Origin of the sequence: Pseudomonas pergaminensis (assembly GCF_024112395.2) — a bacterium.
In the GTDB taxonomy this organism is placed as follows: domain Bacteria; phylum Pseudomonadota; class Gammaproteobacteria; order Pseudomonadales; family Pseudomonadaceae; genus Aquipseudomonas; species Aquipseudomonas pergaminensis.
Genome location: NZ_CP078013.2, coordinates 5674793 through 5698492, shown reverse-complemented (window position 1 = coordinate 5698492; position 23700 = coordinate 5674793). Strand labels below are relative to the sequence as shown.

The 23700-nt window shown below is 55.9% G+C and carries 16 protein-coding genes, 1 other RNA gene and 2 pseudogenes; 9 read left to right on the top strand and 10 right to left on the bottom strand.

All coding sequences use genetic code 11. The features are described 5' to 3' along the window. Positions 1 to 96: 96 nt before the first annotated feature. Positions 97 to 276: pseudogene (locus KUA23_RS25910) on the top strand (IS3 family transposase); the annotation flags it as partial. Positions 277 to 1372: 1096 nt separating this feature from the next. Here KUA23_RS25910 and KUA23_RS25905 read toward each other — a convergent pair. Then, positions 1373 to 2523 (bottom strand): IS3 family transposase gene (locus KUA23_RS25905; RefSeq protein ID WP_100490110.1). Its coding sequence is split into 2 segments (ribosomal slippage): positions 1373 to 2289 and positions 2289 to 2523, totalling 1152 coding nucleotides; the frame shifts between segments, so codons are not numbered across the junction. Between the two features lie 179 nt (positions 2524 to 2702). Here KUA23_RS25905 and KUA23_RS25900 point away from each other — a divergent pair. Continuing rightward, positions 2703 to 4241: a site-specific DNA-methyltransferase gene (locus KUA23_RS25900; RefSeq protein WP_252993062.1), complete on the top strand. Its 1539-nt coding sequence runs from the start codon at positions 2703 to 2705 to the stop codon at positions 4239 to 4241. Continuing rightward, the gene (locus KUA23_RS25895; RefSeq protein ID WP_252993061.1) at positions 4238 to 6814 is read left to right on the top strand and encodes a DEAD/DEAH box helicase; all 2577 of its coding nucleotides are present in this window, start codon (positions 4238 to 4240) and stop codon (positions 6812 to 6814) included. Before KUA23_RS25900 ends, KUA23_RS25895 begins: the two co-directional genes overlap by 4 nt. Positions 6815 to 6884: 70 nt before the next feature. On the opposite strand, the gene KUA23_RS25890 is transcribed toward KUA23_RS25895, so the two are convergent. From KUA23_RS25890 to KUA23_RS25865, 6 genes and pseudogenes are all read right to left on the bottom strand, one after another. After that, positions 6885 to 8237, bottom strand: coding sequence for an MBL fold metallo-hydrolase (locus tag KUA23_RS25890; protein WP_252993060.1), 1353 nt, complete (start codon positions 8235 to 8237; stop codon positions 6885 to 6887). 418 nt (positions 8238 to 8655) lie between these two features. Further along, positions 8656 to 9861, bottom strand: a pseudogene (locus KUA23_RS25885) (integrase domain-containing protein). 195 nt (positions 9862 to 10056) lie between these two features. Continuing rightward, positions 10057 to 10453: a transfer-messenger RNA gene (ssrA, locus tag KUA23_RS25880) on the bottom strand. 104 nt (positions 10454 to 10557) lie between these two features. Beyond that, complete coding sequence (locus KUA23_RS25875) at positions 10558 to 10836, bottom strand: hypothetical protein (RefSeq protein ID WP_010206635.1); 279 nt, start codon at positions 10834 to 10836, stop codon at positions 10558 to 10560. A gap of 138 nt (positions 10837 to 10974) precedes the next feature. Next, on the bottom strand, positions 10975 to 13785 hold the full coding sequence (locus tag KUA23_RS25870; RefSeq protein ID WP_252993059.1) for an FAD-binding and (Fe-S)-binding domain-containing protein: 2811 nt from the start codon (positions 13783 to 13785) through the stop codon (positions 10975 to 10977). 69 nt (positions 13786 to 13854) lie between these two features. Continuing rightward, complete coding sequence (locus KUA23_RS25865; RefSeq protein WP_252993058.1) at positions 13855 to 15549, bottom strand: lactate permease LctP family transporter; 1695 nt, start codon at positions 15547 to 15549, stop codon at positions 13855 to 13857. A 250-nt stretch (positions 15550 to 15799) separates the two neighbouring features. Between KUA23_RS25865 and KUA23_RS25860 the strand changes: the two genes are divergently transcribed. Next, positions 15800 to 16567, top strand: a complete 768-nt coding sequence (locus KUA23_RS25860; protein WP_078050226.1) for a GntR family transcriptional regulator — start codon at positions 15800 to 15802, stop codon at positions 16565 to 16567. 36 nt (positions 16568 to 16603) lie between these two features. Here KUA23_RS25860 and smpB read toward each other — a convergent pair whose 3' ends face one another. Beyond that, positions 16604 to 17086, bottom strand: coding sequence for an SsrA-binding protein SmpB (gene smpB / locus KUA23_RS25855; protein WP_025857098.1), 483 nt, complete (start codon positions 17084 to 17086; stop codon positions 16604 to 16606). Positions 17087 to 17254: 168 nt separating this feature from the next. On the opposite strand from smpB, the gene KUA23_RS25850 reads away from it, so the two are divergent. Both KUA23_RS25850 and KUA23_RS25845 read left to right on the top strand, forming a co-directional pair. Further along, on the top strand, positions 17255 to 17689 hold the full coding sequence (locus KUA23_RS25850) for a type II toxin-antitoxin system RatA family toxin (protein WP_025857099.1): 435 nt from the start codon (positions 17255 to 17257) through the stop codon (positions 17687 to 17689). Further along, a complete protein-coding gene (locus KUA23_RS25845) occupies positions 17682 to 17981 on the top strand; it encodes an RnfH family protein (RefSeq protein ID WP_078050225.1) in 300 nt (99 codons plus the stop codon). The genes KUA23_RS25850 and KUA23_RS25845 overlap by 8 nt, the downstream gene beginning before the upstream one ends. A gap of 64 nt (positions 17982 to 18045) precedes the next feature. On the opposite strand, the gene KUA23_RS25840 is transcribed toward KUA23_RS25845, so the two are convergent. After that, positions 18046 to 18573, bottom strand: a complete 528-nt coding sequence (locus tag KUA23_RS25840) for an outer membrane protein assembly factor BamE (protein ID WP_078050224.1) — start codon at positions 18571 to 18573, stop codon at positions 18046 to 18048. A 98-nt stretch (positions 18574 to 18671) separates the two neighbouring features. Between KUA23_RS25840 and fur the strand changes: the two genes are divergently transcribed. Beyond that, positions 18672 to 19076: a ferric iron uptake transcriptional regulator gene (fur, locus tag KUA23_RS25835; protein ID WP_003194220.1), complete on the top strand. Its 405-nt coding sequence runs from the start codon at positions 18672 to 18674 to the stop codon at positions 19074 to 19076. A gap of 86 nt (positions 19077 to 19162) precedes the next feature. Here fur and recN read toward each other — a convergent pair whose 3' ends face one another. After that, positions 19163 to 20836, bottom strand: a complete 1674-nt coding sequence (gene recN / locus KUA23_RS25830; RefSeq protein ID WP_252993057.1) for a DNA repair protein RecN — start codon at positions 20834 to 20836, stop codon at positions 19163 to 19165. A gap of 254 nt (positions 20837 to 21090) precedes the next feature. Here recN and grpE point away from each other — a divergent pair, with 254 nt between their 5' ends. Beyond that, complete coding sequence (gene grpE / locus KUA23_RS25825) at positions 21091 to 21651, top strand: nucleotide exchange factor GrpE (RefSeq protein WP_025857103.1); 561 nt, start codon at positions 21091 to 21093, stop codon at positions 21649 to 21651. 102 nt (positions 21652 to 21753) lie between these two features. Further along, positions 21754 to 23670, top strand: a complete 1917-nt coding sequence (gene dnaK / locus KUA23_RS25820) for a molecular chaperone DnaK (RefSeq protein ID WP_015885931.1) — start codon at positions 21754 to 21756, stop codon at positions 23668 to 23670. Positions 23671 to 23700 lie beyond the last annotated feature (30 nt).

The window sequence follows — 23700 nt, the reverse complement described above, 5'->3', positions numbered from 1 at the left end:
CAGCTCCATCTCTCTCGCCTACCTTTGTCACACCCTGGATGATCGAGGCGTTCATTTGGGCGCAGGGAGCGCCAGATGTACTCGGCATAGGCCTTGGTAACGGAGTCTTTCTTCAGTAGCCTGAAAAAAGAACGCATCCGCAAGAGGATCTACAAAACCCGGGATATGGCCCGTGCCGACGTATTCGATTACATTGAGGCGTTTTACAACCGAACGCGTCGTCACAGTCACCTGGGCGGCGTCAGTCCTGAGGCCTTTGAAAGTGCCTCACTTTAAGGCTGGAAAATGTCTACGGGAGCGGGGGTAGTCCACTTCTTCAAGACTGGAAACGAAGGTTGCCGGCTGACACAAAGCGGGCTTTCAGCTTTCTGGGGTTCGCACTGAAGCCTGGCGCTCAGGTCATAAATTTCCGTCTAGGCCATGAGGTAGCTGAAGCCGCCTTGTCAGCCAAGAAAGGACCGACCGACTACCTTTCAGCATTCCTTAGAACAATCGGTATCGTAGTCCTGGTTTTTGTCTTGGAACTTGCCAGCAGTGACAGCGAAGAAAACCATCCCTTGCACCTTCATGGAGTCGCCTGCATTCCGGCGGCCCTCGCTATACAAGCCATCCCCAAGCTACTTGCACCGGAGCCAGACCTGGGCGCATCACCTCCGACAAGGGGTTATCGCCAACGCTGGAGCAATAAGGCAATTGCAGTGACTGAGCTTCAGACGCCGGGTGCTTGGGTATCCTATAGCGGTAAAGAGTTCGACTTTACCGCCCACAACTTGCAATCCAGTCCGGGATACGCCAGCCGACCAGCGACCGCGTTAGGCAAAGAGCTTTATGAGGGGATGCGGGTTTGGCTGCGCTCCTAGAATCACCTTTGCAGCCCTTATGCCGACATCGGGCGCTCATGCTCACGGATACCTTTTTGAGACCGCCAGCAAGCTTCCAGGGCAATCTTGGCTAATCATTGCTGGCGCGGCGAGACTGTCCCCTGGCGCTGCTTCTCTCCTGCTGCACCCTGCTATCGCCTTCGAAGGTGCGATACGTCATACTTCCTGATTTCGCAGAGCTTTCTCGGCGTGATCTCTGGGTGCCCCAGGCAAGCAATCCTCGATTGTCATTCGCTCATCCCCAAATGTAAGCGTTGCCTTGGGTAGGCTGAAAAACAGGCCCGGTTCCAGAAAAGTCCCGCCGAAAAACCTCCTCCGCATCTACCGTAAGCGCACGGCATTGCCCTCGCATTTGACCCCGGTATTTGCATTCAAACTAAAGAGCCGAGGAACGCTTGAGCAGTATCGACTACTCCGCCTTGACCAAAGAACAACTCGTCGAAGTCCTCAAACGGCGCGACGTGCAGGCACGGTGAATCGCCCCGGATTCTCTAGACACCTTGCAAGCTCATTGCGTAACGCTTTTCAAACTCTACCGGTGACAGCTGATTGTTGAAACCATGGCGGCGTTTTACGTTGTAGAACATCTCGATGTAATCGAACACATCACTACGAGCATCTTCCCGCGTGATGTAGATTTTTCGCTTGATCCGTTCCCGTTTTAGAAGCTGGAAAAAGCTCTCGGCCACGGCGTTGTCATGACAGTTGCCTCGGCGACTCATGCTGGCAACCAAATTGTTTGCGCTCAAAAAGCTGCGCCAGTCGGAGCTGCTGTACTGGCTGCCCTGGTCGGAATGAACCATCACCTCTTGCTTCGGTTTACGCCTCCAAACCGCCATCAACAACGCATCAATAGCCAAATCACTGGTCATCTGCGCCTTCATTGACCAGCCAACGACCTGACGAGAAAACAGATCCAGCACCACCGCCAAATACAACCAGCCTTCATACGTACGAATGTAGGTGATGTCGGTGACCCAAACCTTGTTGGGTTCCACGACATCGAACTGGCGCTTCAGCAAATTGGGTGAGGCGACCGCTGGCTTACCGCCGTACTTTCCAGGGCGGCGTCGATAACCTGTCTGAGAGCGCAGCCCTTCAAGACGCATCAGCCTTGCCACGCGATGGCGCCCGCAAACTTCACCGACCTCGCGCAGATCGTCATGGATTTTGCGATAGCCATAAACGCCGCCACTTTCCAGCCATGAATGCTTGATCAAACCCAGCAGTCGCTGGTTGTCTTTGGCGCGTGCAGATTGCGGCTCAGACAACCAGGCGTAATAGCCACTTGGATGGACTTTCAGCGTCAGGCAAAGCCGTCGAATGGAATAGTCGCCGGCTCGCTGCTTGATAAAGGCGTACTTCAACCGCACTCCTTGGCAAAGTACGCGGCGGCCTTTTTTAAGATATCTCGCTCTTCAGTGACGCGCTTGAGCTCCGCTCGCAGACGACGCAGTTCAGCGTGTTGATCATCGTCTTGCTGTCGTTCTTCTAGAGGTTTGCTGTAGCGCTTTATCCAGGCATAGAGGCTATGCGTCGACACACCAAGACGTGCTGCCACCTCAGCGACAGGCAGCTTCTTTTCGGCCACTTGATTGACCGCTTGGATTTTGAATTCTTCGGGATAACGTGGGTTGCTCATGGCACCTCCTAATTGGCCTCAGTTTAAGGCAAAGAGGTGTCTACGAAACCCGAGGCGATTCACGGTATGGGCTGCACTGGGAGCGTCAAAGCATTGACCCAGACAAGGCGCTGAACCGAGATTTTGTCGGGTTCGAGCTTGTTCCTGAGCACTCCTACGGAGAGGGGCCTTGGGAAAACTTGATCGTCGAGGGTGACAACTACGATGCCCTGAGGCATTTGGCAACCACCCACTCTGGTCAGTTTCACCTCATCTATATTGATGTCCCGTACAACACGGGCAATAAAGATTTTGTGTACAACGACAGCTTTTTCGATCCTCGGAACCGCTACCGACATAGCACTTGGTTGGAATTTATCTACCAGCGCCTAGTGTTAGCCAAGGCTCTCCTCAGGGATGGTGGTTCCATCGTGGTGAGCATTGATGACAACGAGCTCTTCAACATGGGGCTTCTGATGAACCAGGTCTTTGGCGAGCGTAGCTTCGTGGCGACTTGCATTTGGCAAAAGCGCTATAGCCGTGAAAATAGAAGCGCCATTGGAGACGCGCATGAATATCTGTTGGTCTACTCGCTGACTCCTGACGCATTCAAGCAACGTCGTGGGCGAATCCCACTAAATGACGCTCAGGCCAAGGTTTACAAGAACCACGATAATCCGTTAGACAAAGACCCGACCAAGCGGTGGCGGGGCATTCCGATGACCGCACAAGGGTTCCGTCCGAATCAGATGTACAAAATCACGTCTCCAACCGGAAAGGAGCATTTTCCGCCTGAGGGACGTTGCTGGTCGATGATTGAACCAGAGTTTCTCTCGCTGAAAGCTCAGAATAAAATTTATTGGGGGCGAGATGGGAGTGCGCAACCTAGCGTGATTCGATATCTCAGTGAGGTCGAAGGACTTGTTCCTTGGACCTGGTGGTCCCACGATGAAGTAGGGCATACCGACGAAGCGCGCAAAGAGATCCAGGATATTTTCGGCACTCAAACCGCTTTTGATACACCGAAACCAACTCGATTGCTTGAGCGTGTGCTGCAAATATGCGCGCCGGAAAAAGATGCTTTGGTGTTGGACTTCTTCGCTGGTTCCGGCACAACTGCCCATGCGCTACTTCGAATGAACAAGGCTGACTGTGGGCAGCGACGGTTTGTTTTGGTTTCCAGTCGTGAATCGACAATTGAAAATCCAGATAAGAATCTATGCCGTGACATTTGCGCCGTGCGTGTTCGCAAGGCAATCGAGGGCTATGCCTCAGAGAAAACAGGTGAGGTTGAGGCTCTCGGTGGATCATTCGCCTACGTCAAAGCCTTGCCAGTGCCCATGCATAGGCTTGAGGAGCGCCTTTCGGATTCCATGGTTTGGACATTTGCTCTTCAAGCTAGTGGACATCCAGTCAGCGCGGTAAAGCCGGCTCTTTCTACATCCATTCAGGGCAATCACTTGGTTGCGTATTGCACTAACAGCAAGCCGTCAACGATGGCAGCACTTCGTGAGTTGTTGGAGTCGCACAAAGGCCCAGCTGTAGTACTTAGCTGGGCTGTTCAAGCAGTCAAGGAAGCGCTTGTAGGAATTGATACCACCGCCAGTTATGTAGCTGTCCCGCAAGACCTACAACGTGCCTTCCGGCAAGGCAATGCGCAAATTCGAGAGCCTATTCCTGCGGAAACAGAAGCAGTTGAAGGGCTGGTAGACGATCAGCATTTGGGAGAGCAGTCGTGAGTCGAACCATCCCTATGCTGTTCCAGGATCAGCACATTGATGTACTGGTTGATCGGTTCAATGTATTGAAGTCTAGTTATGACGCTTTGGGAGCGAAACCGGATGAAGCTGAGCTCACTCGGCTTCGTCGCGATGGTGCTTGCGTGCTCTTGCAAGCGCCAACAGGTATAGGCAAGACGTTGATTGCTTGTGAGTTTATGGCGAGATTTTCGCCGATGGATCGCGTGCTCTGGTTTTGGTTCTCTCCATTTACAGGGGTTTTGTCTCAAGCCAAGGCCTCACTCAAGCAACAGGCCCCGAGCCTCGTGCAGTTGGACATTGACACTGACCGCCAAATCGAGAAGATCACGCCAGGCTCTGTTTTTGTGTTGAGCTGGCAGACAGTTGCGGCGCGTTCCCGTGATTCTCGGTTGGTTCGGCAAAGCGGCGATGTTGGAATGGCCGTAGATGACTTGATCGCGGAGGCCCGGAATGCAGGTTTTCGGATCGGCGTGATTGTTGATGAGGCTCACCACGGTTTCGTCCGCGCAACGGAAGCTGGGCGCTTCTTCGCGCAGGTGTTGGCGCCAGACTACGTCCTGCTAATGACCGCGACGCCACGGGACGCAGATGCAGCCAAGTTTGCCCAGCAGACGGGATACCGTATTGGAGCTCCTGACGAATGGGCCTCGATTACGCGTGCTGAAGGCGTGGAAGCGCAATTGCTCAAGAAGAGCGTAAAGGCGGCTCGATTCATCGCTCAAAACCAAGACGACGCGCAACTGCTGGCCTTCGAAGAAGTCGCCATGTCTGAGGCGACCGCTATGCACCGCTTAATCAAGAAGACACTAATTGATGAGGGGGTAGATTTAGTCCCTCTGATGTTGGTGCAAGTGCCTAACGGTGGTCAGATGCTGGAGAAGGCGAAGAACTACATTATAAACACGCTTTTATTCCCAGAAACGGCTGTGCGCAGCCACACTTCAGATGAGCCCGATCCTAATCTATCTGCGCTTGCTAACGATCCGCAGGTGGAAGTCATTTTATTTAAAATGGCAATCGCGACTGGTTTTGACGCACCGCGAGCATTTACCTTAGCAGCACTGCGTGGCGCGCGAGACGCAAGTTTTGGTGTGCAGGTCGTTGGACGAATCATGCGGGTTCATCGGTTACTTCAAGGTCGTCTCGAGCAGCTTCCTCCGCTGCTTCAGTATGGCTATGTCTTTCTAGCCAATGGTGAAGCTCAGGAAGGACTGCTAAACGCCGCTGCGCAAATTAACCAGCTACCAGGTCAATTGGCTGCTGCTTCACCAGCCACCGTTGTGACTATCGTCGGCGGCCAATCGAGCGTGCAAGTGGTGAAGCCGGGGCAGACGTTTTCACTTCTTGCGAATCAGTCTGTTTCTACGGCCTCTGAAAATGCCGCCGACATTGCAAATTCAGAGGCCTCGACCTCTGAGGTTATTACGTCGTCTAGGCAGGCTACACGGCACGTAACGCCCTTTGGAGGGGAGCAGGCTTCCCTATTTCAGGTGATAAATACGTCATCACGCACCGGAGCCGACAGTGGTTATGAAGATCCTGTAGATCCGCTGCATCCGGGGTTAACGCACGGATTTACAGAAGCCTCTCAATTGGCTAATGCATTCCAGCTTGAGGCAGAATCGACTAGTTTCAATTATCCACTTAGATCCACAGCTCCCCGCTCACTCCAGACCGAAACCTTGCCTGTTTTGTCTGAAGATTTCGAGCTTAGGCTGGCCCAGCACATAGATTTCGCTCGCGTTCTAGGTGACCGACTGAAAGTGCGATCAAGAGTCACGGAACGCGTGACGGACGTGTTTGCTGCGGGTACAACTCCAGAAGATAAAGACGTCTGGGCAACGGTGTCTTCAGCGGCCATCGCCCAGAAAGCCAGACAGATTGCCTTTCAGTTTGAAGATGTTGATCGACGGGAGCTGCTCCAAGCACTTCGGACACGCTTTCGTGAGGTCTTGGTCAACGAAGGACATGAGCCGCCCGTGGACGAGGAAGAGCTGACAAGGCAGCTGGAGCTGGTATTAGTGCGCAATGATAAACTCATTCGCGATGCTCACAAGCGATTAAGGGCGGAGCAGGTAAGCACTGCAACAGTACACCTTCCGGTCTCGGTTTCATCGTTGCTGCCACTAGCGCCAGCAGTCCGGAACCTCTACGGTGTTTTCCCTGATGACCTTCGTCCGCAGGAGCGCGAGTTTGCTGAATTGCTAGACACGTCGCCCGAAGTGATGTGGTGGCATCGCAACCCTAGTAGAAAACCTTCCTCGGTGGCCTTGTATGGTTGGGCCGAAGGTGTTGGCTTCTATCCTGATTTTGTCGTGGGTGTGACGGAGCGTGTTGAAGGGGGCGGAGTCGCTCTAAGTGAGGTAAAAGGGCCGCAGCTTCAACAGTTTGATAAAGCGAAGGCTGGTGCACACCACATTGTCTATGGCCGAGTTTATATGGCTGGTAAAGCCGGTGCTGAAGGTAACTTCCGGCTTTTGCGTCTTACCAGCGACAGCCAAACCTTGGTCGATGACGGTCCTTTCGAAGTTCAGCGACTGCGTTACTCATAGGCGTGATGTTAGCCTTCAACCATGAAAAACTTGAAGGCTACTCCTACAATCGGGGGCAGCCCTGGGTTCGTTAGCAAGAGCAATCATGGGGTTTGACGCGGAAAGACGGCCCCTTAAATTGATCCGACAATTGCACTTCAGCTATTCCTCGCTTCAGCCCCAATCGGGGACAATGCGTACAACCTCGCTGGACCTGAGGTAACCTTCGGAATGTTGGGCCTGGATGCTTAGATGATCCGCCGGATCGCAACCAAAGCTCGACATTAGTCATTGCCTCCAAATGCTCATAGGCCACAGCATTGCTTTCAGAACCGTGGTGTGGCGCCGTGGCGACGACCCATTGAGCGCGCTCTGTTGGCCAATCCAAGAGGCTAAGTCTGTAGCCAGATCCATGACCCAGCGGAGAGTCTCCGGTGAAGACCACGCCGCGGTGACGCCATGTAGGGCCGGGTGACAAGAACACCAGGCACTCTTCGTTCACCGGCGTCAAACGAAGCATGTACATCATCATTTCGGTGGGGGGTGGTGGTACGACAACCTCTACTGCGTTCAGAGGCACAAGGAGATCTGGCTCCCCTCCAGATGCTTGCTTCGTCTTCGCGAATTCACCGAAGTCGAACCAACGTACCTTGACGCTGTGGCGAATCGCCTGAACTGCAATTTTTCTGATCCGTTCTGCTGTGTCGATTAATTCAAGCCCGAACGCAGTCCAGTTCTGATCCATATGATTCTTTCGGGCTTGCTGCCTGAGTAACTTACGCCCTCTGCCAAATGCCTTGGCAGAATCTGCATCATTTAGCTCGTTGAGTTCGAGACTTTCTGTTTGTTTCTTCAACCATGCCAACCCTGCATTGCCTACTTGTTGCTCTGGGCTAAGTTGGTCGTCATTGCTCCTGCTGTCACGTTCAAATTTGCGTCGTTCTGAGGCAATGAGTGCATGCATGTGCGATTCGAACTCGTCGACATCCTGTTGCTCCGGACCTTCGTGCTCGTGCTCGCTCTTGCGTTGAGCTTCATGCGATTCCTCGACAATACTTTTACGCGCGTGAGATTCCGATCTGTGGTCCTGATTGAGGGTGGGGTTGTCTTGGGGCGAAAAATTATCAAACTCTGCAATGAGAGCGTTCACCACTAAATCAGGGTTTTTTAAGAGCTCTGGCAGCGATTCCGACCATGCACCTGGCAGCCAAAATTCACCAACACTGATGGATGACTTGTCTAGCAGGTCCGTGAGACCGCCAGCGTGATCTTTATCGGCATGCGTGCAAACCACGATATGCAAATGGCTGATGGCAAGACGGGGTTTAGAAAGTGCCGCAATCAGCATCCGGCTGCTGTATCCCCCATCTACCAGAATGTTGTAGTTGTCACGTCGAAGAAGAAATGAATCACCAGAAACCGGCAATGCCACAAGCGTGTCCATGCTAATCCAGATTTTTTAGGTAAGTACGCCAGCACAAAAGAGCCCCAGCCTCCTTGTCGTGCCACTTTGGTTTTGAGCGGATGGAAATGAACCAATCTTCATTTATGGTAGCAGTCACTGCTATCCGCTGTGGCCCAACAGGTTGCCTTATTGTGAGCTGGAGACTTTCAGTTCAGGTATGGGCTGAGGTATGGGGTGGAAGGGTTATTTCGCAGAAAGTTGTTATTTTACAAAGTCTTATGGCATTGAAAAGCCGGCTTGTGGCCGGGTTTCTACTGAACCTTAGCTGGAGACTAGCTTCGCGAGCCAGTCCTGCAGAGCGCTGGGGGCCGTGAAGCATCCTCCGTGCAGGCTAACTACTCGTCTATGCGCGCTAGCTAGTAAAGATTACTCGCGGCACGGCAAGGTTAGTGGGCGCTCAATCCGCCATACCAATGATTGCTGACATCGAGAGACTTCCGGTAGCCGCTGCCTGGATGTGCTCGCTCCACCATTTCATCATTGGACGCCTACGCTCGATATAGTCAGCCCGGTTGTAGGCGCTCCGTACCTCATCCTTGTCAACGTGCGCGAGTGCGACCTCAATCAACTCTGGATCCCATCAATGTTCGTTCAGTATGGTACTCGCCATTGAGCGCATACCGTGGCTCACTAGACGCCCCTCAAAACCCATCCGTTTAAGCGCCATATTCGCAGTCTGGCTGTTGCAGTGGGTACGCGGATTTCGATCTGCCGGGAACACATATTCACGGTGCCCACTGAAAGGTCTTATAGCCTCCAAAAGCTCAAGAGCTTGTTGGGTGAGCGGGATAATATGCGTGCGACGCTTTTTAATCCGTTCCGGAGGAATTGCCCATACCTTTTTCTCAAGGTCGATGTCGGCCCAGCGAGCCGTAGCCGCTTCCGCTGGACGAGTCATGGTGTGGAGTTGCCACTCAATCAAGCAGCGTGTTGTCCTCTTGATGCTGGCATTAGCGATAGCTAGCATCAGCTCTTTAAGCTCATCCGGCGCGAGCGCTAACATGTTTTGTTTCTTCGGCTTTTTGAAGACGGAGCGAATACCACTGAGCGGATTCGAGAAGATGAGTCCGGCGTTTACTCCGTAGGTCATGATCTCGTTAAGACGTTGGCTAAGCCGCTTGACCGTCTCTAGGCTGCCCTTTGTCTCGAGAGGTCTCAGCAATTTAATCACCGCTGGCGCAGTGATTGGTGAAATCGGAGTCAGCGCCAGATCGGGGAAGACGTGTAGCGTTAAAGAGCGCCAGATGTCTTCGGCGTACGCGGTGGTCACTGAATCTTTCTTGAGATCAAACCAGGCTGTGGCCACGTTCTTAAATGTGTGCTCCGTGGTCGCCTTCAACGTCTGGCGATCCGTGTCACGCTTTTCCTTAGGATCGAGACCTCGGCCAACTAGCTCTCTGGCGCTAACTGTGCGTTTCCGTGCTTGAGCCAGGCCTACCTCTGGGAAAGTACCCAAACCCATGTTGATCCGTTTCTTGGTAACCGGGTGGATGTAATTGAAGTTCCAGAGCTTCGAGCCATTGGCTCTAACTCTCATCTGAAGGCCGTCACCATCAGTGAGGATGTAGTCCTTCTCCTTTGGCTTGGCGGCCTTGACTTTGATGTCTTAAAGGCGCGCCGCTTGAGCTCCCATGGTGTATTCCAAAACTTAGCAGGTGAACGCTTGGAATACCACTTGGAATACACAGGCTAATAGATGTCATTGGACGAACAAAGACGGTTGTGGAACCTAACCCATTGTATTTTCTGGATTTAAGGCAAAAAAAAAGACGTCCGTGGACGTCTTTAGTTGATCAAATGGTGGAGCCGGGGGGATTTGAACCCCCGTCCGCCAGTACTCCGCTGTCGGTACTACATGCGTAGCCGTTTCTATTAAGTTAACCCTCAGCGACCCGAAGGGCAGGGTGCTTTGGGCGAGTTGTGTAAGTTTTAGCCGCTTCGTCCACAACGTACTGCACGGCGATTCTGTTCTATATGACAATCACTTTGGGTTTACAGACATCCCCTGGTGATTGCTGGACCCGAAGGTACCAGAAGCTCAGGGCTAAGGCTGCTTACGCAGCGAGAGCGAATTCCTGGCCGTAGTTATCGTCATTGGCAACTATAAGAAGTTGCAACAGTGGATTTACGAGTTCTGTTACCAACTCGGCATGCACCTAAAGTTTCGCGACCGGCGTCGAATCCTAAACGGCCCCGTGCTTGTAACTCGTTGTTTCTTAGTGAGTGACAAGCCTGTGCAGTGTACGCCAAACGGTCACGGAAGGCCAACCCGAAGGTGTGCCTTCCGTGACTGAGCAGCTTATTGGCCGCCTTTTTCGCTATTCTGCAGGTCCTGCAGCGCCTTCGAGGTGATCTCGATGCACTTTTTGTCATCGCCCGCGGCGTGGGCCGCTTTGGCCTGGGAGACGGCAGTGTCGATTTCGCCGCTTTTACCGCTGGTGTCAGTGGCGAGCAGCGCTTTACCGTTGTTGATTTTGTCCAGATTGATCTTGCACAGATCGGGTTCGCCCGCAGCGAACACGGGGGAAGCCAGCATCGCAGCGGTAATGAACAAGCCAGCAAGAGCGGAACGCTTCATAGGGTATCTCCTTGCGCAAAAGGGCTCGACGCTGCTGGCGTTCAACGGCTGCCAGCGACATCACTGATGAGCCTCGATTGTCGAGGCCTATGCAGATGACTACGCCGGCGCGCGAGGGTTCTGTTTTTTTTCGCAGCATTAATGGACGCGGGCTTGGGTGACGCGGTCCACCAGGTACACCAACCCGTGATAATCAATGCCGCCATGCTGGCTCAGGCCGATCTCGCAGGTGCGACTGGTGGAGATCCCTTCGCTGCAATATTGCACTGCATCCTTGAGGGTGCGCAGTGAGTGGGCGTTGAGTTCCGGCGTGGTGAAGCCTTTGTCGCCGGCAAAGCCACAGCAATGAATGCCTTCCGGGATGACTACGTTCTTGGAGCAGTGTCGGGCCAGGTCGATCAGCGCCTGGCTCTCGCCCAGGTGCTGGGTACTGCAGGTGACGTGCACGGCGATCGGAGCCTCCTGGGGCGTAAAGTCGAGGCGGTCCATCAGGTGTGTACGGATAAAACGCACGGGGTCGTACAGATCCAGGCGCGTTTCGCCCAGGTCTTGCACCAGGCGCAGGGTGCAGGGGCTGGTGTCGCAGTAGATAGGGTCAAGCCCGCCACGGCTGGCGTGAAGCAGCGCGCCGATCAACTCCTGGCGTTTGTGCTCGGCCTGTTCGGCATAGCCTTTGGAGGCGAATGGCTGGCCACAGCACAGGCTGTCCTGATTGTCGGGAGACACGACTTGGTAACCGGCTTTTTCCAAAAGGCTGCGGGTCTTGTCGTACAGCGACATCTGTTCTTTATCACCTGCCGCCGGGCCCATGGCGCGTGAGACGCAGGCGGCCAGGTAGACCACCCGTGGGCGCTCGTCCGTCACGGCCGGGCTGAAGCGAATGGCTTTTTCCGGCTGCGGCATGGCGTTGGTCCACTGTGGAATCTGCCCCTTGGACAGCCTGGTCACGCTAGCCGACAGCTTCGCCAGGCGAGGCGCGCCGAGCAGCATGCGTGCGCCATTGGCCACATGCAGCGTAAAACGCGCGCCTTGCAGTGCGGTGGCGAAATGAGTGGCAAGCCATTCGGCCGTTTTAGTACGGTCGGCATCGCGGCTACGCAGCTTTTTCACCAGATCGCCGGTATTGATTCCTACAGGGCAGCGCTGGGCGCAAAGTCCGGTGGCGGCGCAGGTGTCGATGCCCTGGTAGTGATACGCAGCTTCCAGCTCAGTGGTGTCGACACCGGCGCGTTTCTTTGCCTGGATGTCGCGCCAGATCACGATGCGCTGGCGCGGGCTCAACGTCAGGCCTTTCGACGGGCACACCGGCTCGCAGAAGCCGCATTCGATGCACTTATCCACAATCTCGTCGGCGGCGGGCAACGGTTTGAGGTGCTTGAGGTGGATTTGCGGGTCTTCGCTGAGCACCACGTCCGGATTGAGAATACCGTTGGGGTCCAGCAGGCGCTTGAGCTGCCACATCAATTGATAGGCGTCGCTGCCCCATTCCAGTTCCACAAACGGTGCCATATTGCGCCCGGTGCCGTGTTCGGCTTTCAGCGAGCCACCGAACTCCACTGCCACCAATTGCGCCACGTCGTCCATGAACGCTTGGTAGCGCGTAACTTCTTCCGCGCTGTTGAAGCCTTGGGTGAACACGAAGTGCAGATTACCTTCCAGTGCGTGTCCGAAAAGTATCGCTTCGTCGTAGTGATGTTTATCGAACAGTTCGATCAAGCGATTCACGCCGATTGCCAGTTGCTCAACCGGGAAGGTCACGTCCTCAATGATCACGGTGGTGCCGGTCTTGCGCACGGCCCCGACGGCTGGGAAGGTGTCTTTGCGGATTGCCCAGAGGCGAGCGTTCTCCGTCGGGTCTTCGGTGAAGTCGACCTGCTTCTCTACCGGAAAAGGGGCCAGTGAAGCCATGATCAGCGCCAGTTGCTCGTGCAGCAAGGACGACGACGCCGCACGGGATTCGATCAACAGGGCGCAGGCATTTTCCGATAGTTGCTGTACGAAAGCGGGCATGCCCGGCTTGTCCTGTACCGAGCGCATGCTGCGCCGGTCCAGCAGTTCGACGGCTGATACCGGTTGGGTTTTGAGGACGGTGACTGCGTTGCAGCAGGTTTCGACATCCGGAAACACAATCAATGCCGACGCTTTGCTCGGGTGATCGATCACGGTGTCGTAGGTGACGGCGCTGATAAACCCAAGGGTGCCCTCGGAGCCCACCAGCAGATGACTGAGAATATCCAGCGGCTCATCGAAATCCACCAGGGCATTGAGTGATAGCCCGGTGGTATTTTTAAGACGGTATTTGTGGCGAATTTTTGCCGCCAATTCAGTGTTGGCGCGGGTCTCATGACCCAGTGTCGCCAGGCGTTCAAGCAGCGTCCCGTGCTGTTCACGAAACGCCGTCACACTGGCTGCGTCTTCGGTATCCAGGCGGCTGCCGTCAGCCAATACCAGGCGTATCCCGGCCAGTGTGTGGTAGGTGTTCTGCGCGGTACCGCAGCACATGCCGCTGGCATTGTTGGCGACGATACCGCCGATTTTGCAGGCGTTGATCGACGCCGGGTCCGGTCCGATCTTGCGCCCGAATGGCGCCAGCCACGCATTCGCCTGAGCGCCAATGACACCGGGCTGCAGGCGGATTTGGGTGCCCTGCCCACGGATTTCGCGGCCATTCCAGTTGTCGCCCAGGACGATCAGGACCGAGTCACTGATGGCTTGCCCGGACAGGCTGGTGCCGGCGGCGCGAAAGGTGACCGGTACATGGTCACGTTGAGCCAGTTGCAGCAAGGCAACGACTTCGTCTTCCGACTCCACGCGGATCACCAACTGTGGGATCAGTCGGTAAAAGCTGGCGTCGGTGCCGAAAGCGAGGGTGGAAAGCGGATCGTCGAAACGCCGATTTTTCGGGATCAGTTGTGCGATGTCGCTTATGAAAGCAGCAGGCAGGCTCATCGGTCCTCCAGAAATAGCTGACGCCGGAATCGTATCCGGCGTCGATTCTTACCCTATTGCGTGCAGGTCTTAGTGCACCAGCATACCGGTGAACCAGTAGGCCTGGGCGAGGGTGATCAGCCCGACGATCGTGGCAAAGAACAGGCTGTGCTTGAGGGTAAAGCGGAACAGGTCGGATTCCTTGCCTACCAGGCCGGTGGCGGCGCAGGCCACGGCGATGGATTGTGGCGAGATCATTTTGCCGGTGACGCCACCGCTGGTATTCGCCGCAACCAGTAAGGTGTCGTTGACGCCGATCTGGTGCGCGGTGGTGGCTTGCAGCGAGCTGAACAGGGCATTGGATGATGTATCAGAGCCTGTCAGGAAAACCCCCAGCCAACCGAGGAATGGCGAGAAGAACGGGAAGGCTGCACCGGTGCCAGCCAATACCAGCGCCATGGTCGAAGACATGCCGGAGTAATTGGTGACAAACGCGAAGGCCAGCACCATACCGATGGAAAGGATCGGCCAGCGCAGCTCGTAGAAGGTCTCTTTTAAAGTGGTAAGACCAGTTTTGATGTCAATCTTCAGCACCAGCATTGAGACCAGCGCAGAGAAAAAGATAGCGGTGCCGGTTGCTGAGATCGGGTCCAGTTTGAACACGGCCGGGATTGCCGTGGGGTTGGTCACGATCGGTGCGACCTTGATCACCAGTTGGTCCAGGTGCGGGATGGCGAAGTTGAACACCCAGCTGTACATCGAGCCACCCGCGGCGAACATCGCCTTGAACGGCTTGAGGGTCCAGAGGGTGACCAGCACGGTGAGAATCAGGAACGGCGACCAGGCCTTGAAAATCTGCACCAGGCTGTAGGGCGAGGCAATCGTGTTGCGTGGCAGGCCAAAACCGCCGGCACTGGCGGTGACTGCTGCACTGGAAGTGGCGCCGGCAATCTGTGCGCCTGCGGTGCGCTTGGGTTGCCAGACTTTCAGGAACAGGGTCAGGGAGATCAGGCTGGCCAGGGCCGAGGTGATGTCCGGCAGTTCCGGGCCGATGAAGTTGGAGGTGAAGTATTGGGTGATGGCAAAGCTCAAGCCCGCGACCAGCGCAGCCGGCCAGGTTTCACGCACGCCGCGCAGGCCGTCCATCATGAATACCAGCCAGAACGGAACGAATAGCGACAGCAGGGGCAGTTGGCGACCGGTCATAGCGCCGATCTTGAATGCGTCGATGCCGGTGACTTGCCCGGCAACGATGATCGGGATGCCCAGGGCGCCGAATGCGACAGGCGCGGTGTTGGCGATCAGGCACAGGCCGGCAGCGTACAGCGGGTTGAAGCCAAGGCCGACCAACAGCGCGGCGGTGATCGCCACGGGGGCACCGAAACCGGCCGCACCTTCCAGAAAGGCGCCGAAGCAGAAGCCGATCAGCAGCACTTGCAAGCGCTGGTCGTCGGTGATCGACAGTACCGAGCTGCGGATGATCTCGAACTGACCGCTTTTGACCGTGAGTTTGTAGAGGAACACCGCAGCGACAATGATCCACGCGATCGGCCATAGACCGTAGGCAAAGCCATAGCCGGCTGCAGCCAGTGCCATGTCTACTGGCATCTGGAAGGCAAAAATTGCCACCAGGATCGACACCGCCAGGGTGATGCTGCCCGCCACGTGGCCTTTGAGGCGAAATACGGCCAGGGCCAGGAAGAAGAATACGATCGGAATGACGGCCGCCAATGCGGACAGGCCGAGGCTGCCGAGCGGGCTGTAGAGCTGTTGCCAGGTTTGCATATGGGGTGGCCCCTGATTGTTGTTGTTTGGTCAGCTTGGATAATTGGTAATACCAATTTACAATCGCTGTTGGCTAGAGTAAAAGCCTTGGCAGGGGTGTGTCAATTTGCCGCCCGAGAAACTTTGGTCTTAGGTGTGCGGGAGAAGTGGCTGATCGGTTGGAATGAGGGCGTTCTGACAGGTGCTGCATTGGCTGCGATAGGCGAGAATAGAGGGCCCGGCGGGTGGTCGGGATGGTGGAGAGTGAGTTATGGCATTTGATCAGGTGCGTCAGCGCCGTTTGTCTGACGATATCGTCGAGCAGCTTGAGGGCATGATCCTTGAGGGCACGCTGAAGTCAGGTGAGCGCTTGCCGGCTGAGCGCGCTTTGGCTGAGCAATTTGGTGTGTCGCGTCCTTCTTTGCGTGAAGCGATCCAGAAGTTGGCGGCCAAAGGTTTGCTCGTCAGTCGTCAGGGTGGTGGTAACTACGTGGCGGAGTCTCTCGGTTCCACCTTCAGTGATCCGCTGCTGCATCTGCTGGAGAACAATCCCGAGGCTCAGCGTGATCTGCTGGAATTTCGTCAGACCCTGGAAGCTTCTTGTGCCTATTACGCAGCATTGCGCGCCACCGAAGTCGATCGCGAGCGGCTTACGACAGCGTTCGAAGCGTTACAGGATTGCTACACCCGCTCTGATGAAGTGAGTCGAGCGGAAGAGGGTGCGGCGGACGCGCGGTTTCACTTGGCAATTGCCGAGGCCAGCCACAATGCTGTGCTGCTGCACACCATTCGCGGCCTGTTCGACCTGCTGAAACGCAACGTGGTCACCAACATTGGTGGCATGTACCAGCAGCGCACGGAAACCCGCGACATGCTGATCAATCAGCACCGGGATCTGTACCTGGCGATTATCGAGGGGCGTGCCGAGCAGGCACGGGAAGTCTCAACACGTCACCTGCTGTATGTGCAGGAAGTGTTGGAAGAAGTGCGTCAGGAAGTTCAGCGTGTGGCGCGTGCGGAACGGCGCAAGGGGATGTAGCCGAAGGAAGCTCCCGCGGCTGCATCACTGCAAGGATCAGTCTTCCTTGCCCTTGTTGCGCACGGCGCGATGCAGCTCACGGTTGGAATCGCGCTCGCGCTCGGTATCACGCTTGTCGTATTCCTTCTTGCCCTTGCCCAAGGCGATCTCGCACTTGACCAGGTGCTTGCTCCAGTACCAGGACAGGCACACACAGGCGTAGCCTTTCTGCTGTACCGCAGCGGCGAGCTTGTCGATTTCACGTGCATTGAGCAACAGCTTGCGCGTGCGCACCGGGTCGGCAATCACGTGGGTGCTCGCGGTGGTTAGCGGGGTGATATGACTGCCGAGCAGCCATGCCTCGCCATCCTTGAGCAGCACATAGCTGTCGACCAGCTGCAGCTTGCTGGCACGCAGACTCTTTACTTCCCAGCCGGCCAGGACCAGACCAGCCTCGAACCGATGTTCGATGAAGTAATCGTGTCGCGCCTTTTTATTTTGCGCGATGGTCCCTGTGGGGTGTTTCTTTTGTTTAGCCATAGGGGCGGCATTATAGGGAGTTGCGAGCGTGTCGGCTACGGTCAACCTGCGTGCTTGAGCGTGTTGGACGAATCCCGGACAATGCGGGCAGTTCTCTGGTTTTTTTCTTTCGCGGATTGGGCTGTTCTTTCGCGATGTTTGCCGCTCAGCTGTGGAAATAACGCACACATGACGACGCATATTCAACGTTCAGCGCTGTTGCCCTATCCGGCACAGGCGCTCTATGACCTGGTCAACGACGTGGCGCGTTACCCGGAATTCCTGCCGTGGTGCTCAACGGCCGAGGTGCTGGAAAGCGGTGATGAGCACATGGTTGCCAGTGTTGGGGTCGCGAAAGGCGGCCTTAGCCAGCACTTTGTTACGCGCAATGTGCTGGTGCCTGGGAAATCCATTGAAATGAATTTGCAGGAAGGGCCGTTTACTCAGCTGCATGGCGTGTGGGTATTCAAGGCGCTGACAGACAAGGCCTGCAAAATCAGCCTGGATCTTTCCTTCGATTACGCCGGGCCTATCGTGCGAGCAACCTTGGGCCCTTTGTTCAACCAAGCCGCCAATACGTTGGTGGACGCGTTTTGCCAGCGAGCCAAGCAACTGCATGGTTGAGATTGAGGTGGTGTATGCCGCCGTGGATCGTCAGGTGTTGCTGGCGGTGACGGTGCCGGCGGGCATGAATCTGCGTGCTGCGGTGCAGGCGTCGGGTATTGCAGTGCAGTTTCCCGAGCTGGATCTGGCTGATTGCCCTTTGGGTATATTTGGCAAAGTGGTAGCGGATGCTGAGGTGCGTGCCGTGCAGGCAGGTGATCGTATTGAGATCTACCGGCCGTTGCTGGCGGACCCAAAAGAGGTGCGCCGACTGCGCGCGGCCAAGGCGGCCCTGGCCAAGCAGAATTCCTAGGCTCGCCAAATGGCAGGCAACAAAAAAGCCCGGCATGCCGGGCTTTTTGCTGAGCGCCGCAATATTACTGCGGGCTGGTGTCCAGAGGTTGTGGCGTCGGGACGGGAACCGTTTCCACGCCGTCGACGTCCTTCTGGATCTTGTCGAGCAGTGAGCCTGGCTTGGCCGGTACTTCGGACTTCGGCTTTTCACCTTCCTGCGCAGGGGCAGTCACGTTGGTGCCGTTATCCTTGCCGAGCAGGGCTTCATCACGGCTCACGCCGGGCATGAAGTCGCCGGACAGGCTGACAAGCTGGTCATTGCCATTGAAGACGACACTGACGCGCTCCTGCTGGCGTTCACCGCCACCTGGTTGCAGGCTGTAGAGATAATCCCAGCGATCGGCATGGAAAGTGTCGGTCAGCAGGGGGTTACCCATGATAAACCGTACTTGCCGTCGGGTCATTCCGGGGCGTAACTGGTCTATCATGTCCTGCGTGACGACATTGCCCTGCTGGATGTCGATTTTGTAAACCCCGGGGAATGAACAACCGGCGAGTGCGAGCAGTCCCACAAAGGTGAAACTGGTTAGCAAGAGCTTGGTGTTTTGCATCGGTGGGCGACTTCCACTATCTTGGCTGGGACAACGTAAACGCCGATCATACCCGTATTAAGAGAAGCTGCGAAGCAGCATCCGCGAGAAAGCTAACCATGGTTGAAAATAGCGAACTACGCAAAGCCGGTCTTAAAGTGACTCTGCCACGAGTCAAGATTCTACAAATGCTCGATTCTGCTGAGCAGCGCCACATGAGTGCCGAGGATGTCTACAAGGCGCTGATGGAGTCTAACGAGGACGTTGGCCTGGCCACGGTTTACCGTGTGCTGACCCAGTTTGAAGCCGCAGGGCTGGTGGTTCGTCATAATTTCGACGGCGGTCATGCGGTGTTCGAATTGGCTGATGGTGGTCATCACGATCACATGGTTGACCTGGATACCAATGAGGTAATCGAGTTCACCAGCCCAGAGATCGAAGCGCTGCAGCACAAGATTGCTGAGGAGCATGGCTTCGATTTGGTTGATCACAATCTTGTGTTGTACATCCGTAAGAAAAAGTAAAAATCGAAGCAGATTCGCTCTGCAAAACGATTGAAGGCGACCCTAGGGTCGCCTTCGTGCTTTCTATAAGGGAGAAAATCGTCAGCTCAAGCTCTCGCTGCCACCACCATTTTCTTCGCGTGCGCCAAGGACTCCTTGGTCAGATCAATGCCGCCGAGCATGCGTGCCACTTCTTCCACCCGTTCCGACTTGTTCAGCTTGGACACGGCTGTGTGCGTTGCATCGCTGCCGCGTACCTTGTGCACGAACAGGTGTTGGTGACCCTGCGCTGCCACTTGCGGCAAGTGGGTGACCGTCAGCACCTGCCCCCGATCCCCGAGACGTCGCAACAATTGGCCAACAATCTCCGCCGTTGGCCCGCCGATCCCTACGTCGACTTCGTCGAATACCAGCGTCGGTACCCGAGAGGTTTGCGCCGTTATCACCTGGATCGCCAGGCTGATCCGCGACAGCTCGCCGCCGGATGCCACTTTGGCCAGGGCCTTGAGCGGCTGCCCGGGGTTGGCGCTGACCAGTAGTTCGACCTGCTCCAAACCGTGGGGCTGCAGTTCGTTGCTGGCGTTGGCGCGCAATTCAATGGTGAAGCGCCCGCCAGGCATGCCCAGGCGTTGGATTTCCACCTCCACCGCGCTGGCCAGGCTCGTCGCAGCTTGCTGGCGCAGGTCGCTGAGTTCGCGTGCCTTCTCCTGATAGTGGCGAGCGAAGGAGGCAAGTTCTTCACCCAGGCGCTCGATGGATTCGTCGTTGGCGTTAAGGGTCTCGATTTCATCCAGCAGTTTTTGCTGCATCGTTGCCACTTCGGTGGGCTGGATTCGATGTTTGCGCGCCAGGGTATAGATGGTGTCCAGGCGTTCTTCTATTTCCTGCAGGCGTGCCGGGTCTGCATCGAAGTGATCCAGGAAGCGGTTCAGTTCGCCGACGGCCTCTTCTACTTGGATCTGTGCACTGGTGAGTAGGGTGGTGGCCTCGCTCAGGGAGTCGGAGGCGTTGTTCACACTGGACAGGCGATTAAGGCTCGCCGTCAGCGCATTGAGTACGTTGCCGGAGTCGCTCTCGCTGCATTGCTCTACCACTTGGCGGCAGATACCCAGCAGGGTTTCCGCGTTGGTGAGATTCTTGTGTTCCTGCTCGAGTTGCTCCAGTTCGGTTTCGCCCAGGCCCAGGCTTTCCAGCTCCTCGAGTTGATAGCTGAGCAATTGATGGCGAGCACGTTGCTCGTCACCGGAGTTGGAGAGTCGTTCCAGTTCCTGCCGCGTCTGGCGCCAGCGTTGAGCGGCAAGTTGCACCTGGCGGGCGAGGTCTGTCGCGCCCGCGTATTCGTCGAGCAGGCGGCGATGAGTGTCGGTTTTCAGCAGGGACTGGTGTTCATGCTGGCTGTGGATATCTATCAGCAGTTCGCCAAGGGCCTTCAGGTCGCCCAGTGGGCAGGGCGTACCGTTGATGTAGCCGCGCGAGCGACCTTCTGCCGTGATGACTCGGCGCAGGATGCACGGGCCGTCATTATTAAGGTCGCGCTCTGCCAGCCAGGCCTCTGCCTCGGGAATATCCGCCAGGTCGAAGGTGGCCAGGATATCGGCCTTGTCCGCACCGGGGCGTACCACGCCGCTGTCAGCGCGATCCCCGAGCGTCAGGCCCAAGGCGTCGAGCATGATCGACTTGCCGGCGCCGGTTTCGCCTGTGATTACGCTCATCCCGCGATCCAGTTCGAGATCCAGGTGTTCAACGATGGCGTAGTTATGTACGGACAGGTGCACGAGCATGACGGCCGCTCCCAGGCTTTAGGTCTGGTTATTTATACAGTGTTTTGTTTGGGGCTGACAATCCTGGCGCTTAGCTCGATTTGCTTGAATGGGCTTCTTTTTTAGCGCAATCAGGAATGTGGAGGCAGGAATTGATCCCGATCACCGGAAAGACTTTTGGTAACGCCTGCGCCCTTGAACCTGGAAATTGTGGCCCCATATACCGGAACAGAAGCGCGAGTTGGGTTCGCGCATGATTTTGAAAGGAGAAATCTATGGCTGACGAACAGACGCAGGATACGCAAACTCCAGACGCCAATTCGGCTGTCGGCGATGAGCTGGCAACTCGTGTGCAGGTGCTCGAAGAGCAATTGGCCGCTGCGCAGGACCAGTCTTTGCGTGTTGCCGCCGATCTGCAGAACGTCCGCCGCCGTGCTGAGCAGGACGTAGAGAAGGCTCACAAATTCGCACTGGAAAAATTCGCCAGTGACTTGCTGCCGATCATCGACAGCCTGGAGCGTGGTCTCGAGTTGTCCAACCCGGATGACGAAAACATCCGCCCGATGCGCGAGGGGATCGAGCTGACCCTGAAAATGTTCCAGGACACCCTGAAGCGTTATCAGCTGGAAGCCATTGATCCAACCGGCGGCGAGCCGTTCAACGCTGAGCATCACCAAGCCATGGCCATGCAGGAAAGCCATGACCTGGAGCCTAACAGCGTGTTGAAAGTGTTCCAGAAGGGCTATCAGCTCAACGGTCGCCTGTTGCGCCCGGCGATGGTCGTGGTGAGCAAGGCGCCTGCACCGGTTTCGCCTTCTATTGATGAGCAGGCTTGAAATACGCCGCAAGGCCCCCATCTATAAGTCAAGCGTTTAAGTGCTACCGCAGTTAGCCACCACTGCTGCGGCATCCAAATTCAAGTTTCGGGAGAGTAAATCATGGGCAAAATTATCGGTATCGACCTGGGGACCACCAACTCCTGTGTCTCCGTCATGGAAAACGGCAAAGCCAAAGTTATCGAAAACGCCGAAGGCGCGCGTACTACGCCGTCGATCATTGCTTACGCAAATGATGGCGAGATCCTGGTTGGCCAGTCGGCCAAGCGCCAGGCTGTCACCAACCCGCACAACACCCTGTACGCGGTAAAACGTCTGATCGGTCGTAAGTTCGACGAAGAAGTCGTACAGAAAGACATCAAGATGGTGCCTTACAAAATCGCCAAGGCTGACAACGGTGACGCCTGGGTTGAGGTGAATGGCAATAAGATGTCTGCACCGCAGATTTCGGCTGAAGTCTTGAAAAAGATGAAGAAGACTGCCGAAGACTACCTCGGTGAAACAGTGACCGAAGCGGTGATCACTGTTCCGGCCTACTTCAACGACAGCCAGCGCCAGGCGACCAAAGACGCCGGCCGCATTGCGGGCCTGGACGTAAAACGTATCATCAACGAACCAACCGCAGCTGCTCTGGCTTACGGTATGGACAAGGCCAAGGGCGACCACACTGTGATCGTTTATGACCTGGGTGGCGGTACCTTCGACGTCTCGGTTATCGAGATCGCTGAAGTTGACGGCGAGCACCAGTTCGAAGTGTTGGCCACCAACGGCGACACCTTCCTGGGTGGTGAAGACTTTGACATTCGTCTGATCGACTACCTCGTTGACGAATTCAAGAAAGAAAGCGGCATGAACCTCAAGGGTGATCCGCTGGCCATGCAGCGCCTTAAAGAAGCTGCCGAGAAGGCCAAGATCGAACTGTCCTCGAGCATGTCGACCGACGTGAACCTGCCGTACATCACTGCAGATGCCACCGGTCCTAAGCACTTGAACGTGAAGATCTCTCGCGCCAAGTTGGAAGCACTGGTTGAAGACCTGGTTCAGCGCACCATCGAACCTTGCCGCATCGCCCTGAAAGACGCCGGTATCGACGTGGGTTCCATCAACGACGTGATCCTGGTGGGCGGTCAGACCCGTATGCCACTGGTTCAGCAGAAAGTGACCGAGTTCTTCGGCAAGGAAGCACGTAAAGACGTGAACCCGGACGAAGCAGTTGCCATGGGTGCTGCCATCCAGGGCGCGGTATTGGCTGGTGACGTAAAAGACGTGTTGCTGCTGGACGTTAGCCCGCTGACCCTGGGTATCGAAACCATGGGTGGCGTGATGACTGCGCTGATCGAGAAAAACACCACGATTCCTACCAAGAAATCCCAAGTGTTCTCGACTGCCGATGACAACCAAGGCGCTGTGACCATTCACGTGCTGCAAGGTGAGCGTAAGCAAGCGGCTCAGAACAAGTCCCTGGGCAAGTTCGACCTGGCCGAGATTCCACCAGCACCACGTGGCGTGCCGCAAATCGAAGTCACCTTCGACATCGACGCCAACGGCATCCTGCACGTCGGCGCGAAAGACAAGGCGACTGGCAAAGAGCAGAAGATCACCATCAAGGCCAACTCCGGTCTGTCTGATGAAGAAATTCAACAGATGATTCGTGATGCTGAAGCCAACGCTGATGCGGATGCCAAGTTTGCCGAGCTGGCTGGCGCCCGTAACCAGGGTGATGCACTGGTTCACTCGACCCGCAAAATGGTCGCTGACGCTGGCGATAAAGTGACTGCTGAAGAGAAGGCTGCTATCGAAGCTGCCGTAGTTGCCCTGGAAGCCGCCGTTAAAGGCGATGACAAGGCCGCTATCGAAGCCAAGATCGAAGAGCTGTCGAAAGTCTCTGCACCTGTTGCGCAGAAAATGTATGCCGAACAAGGTCAGCCAGCTGACGGTGCCGCGCAACAGGCAGAGCCTGAAGCCAAGCATGACGACGTTGTCGATGCCGAGTTCGAAGAAGTCAAAGACCAGAAGTAAGTTGGTCGCCCGGTTGACCGCTATCAAGCG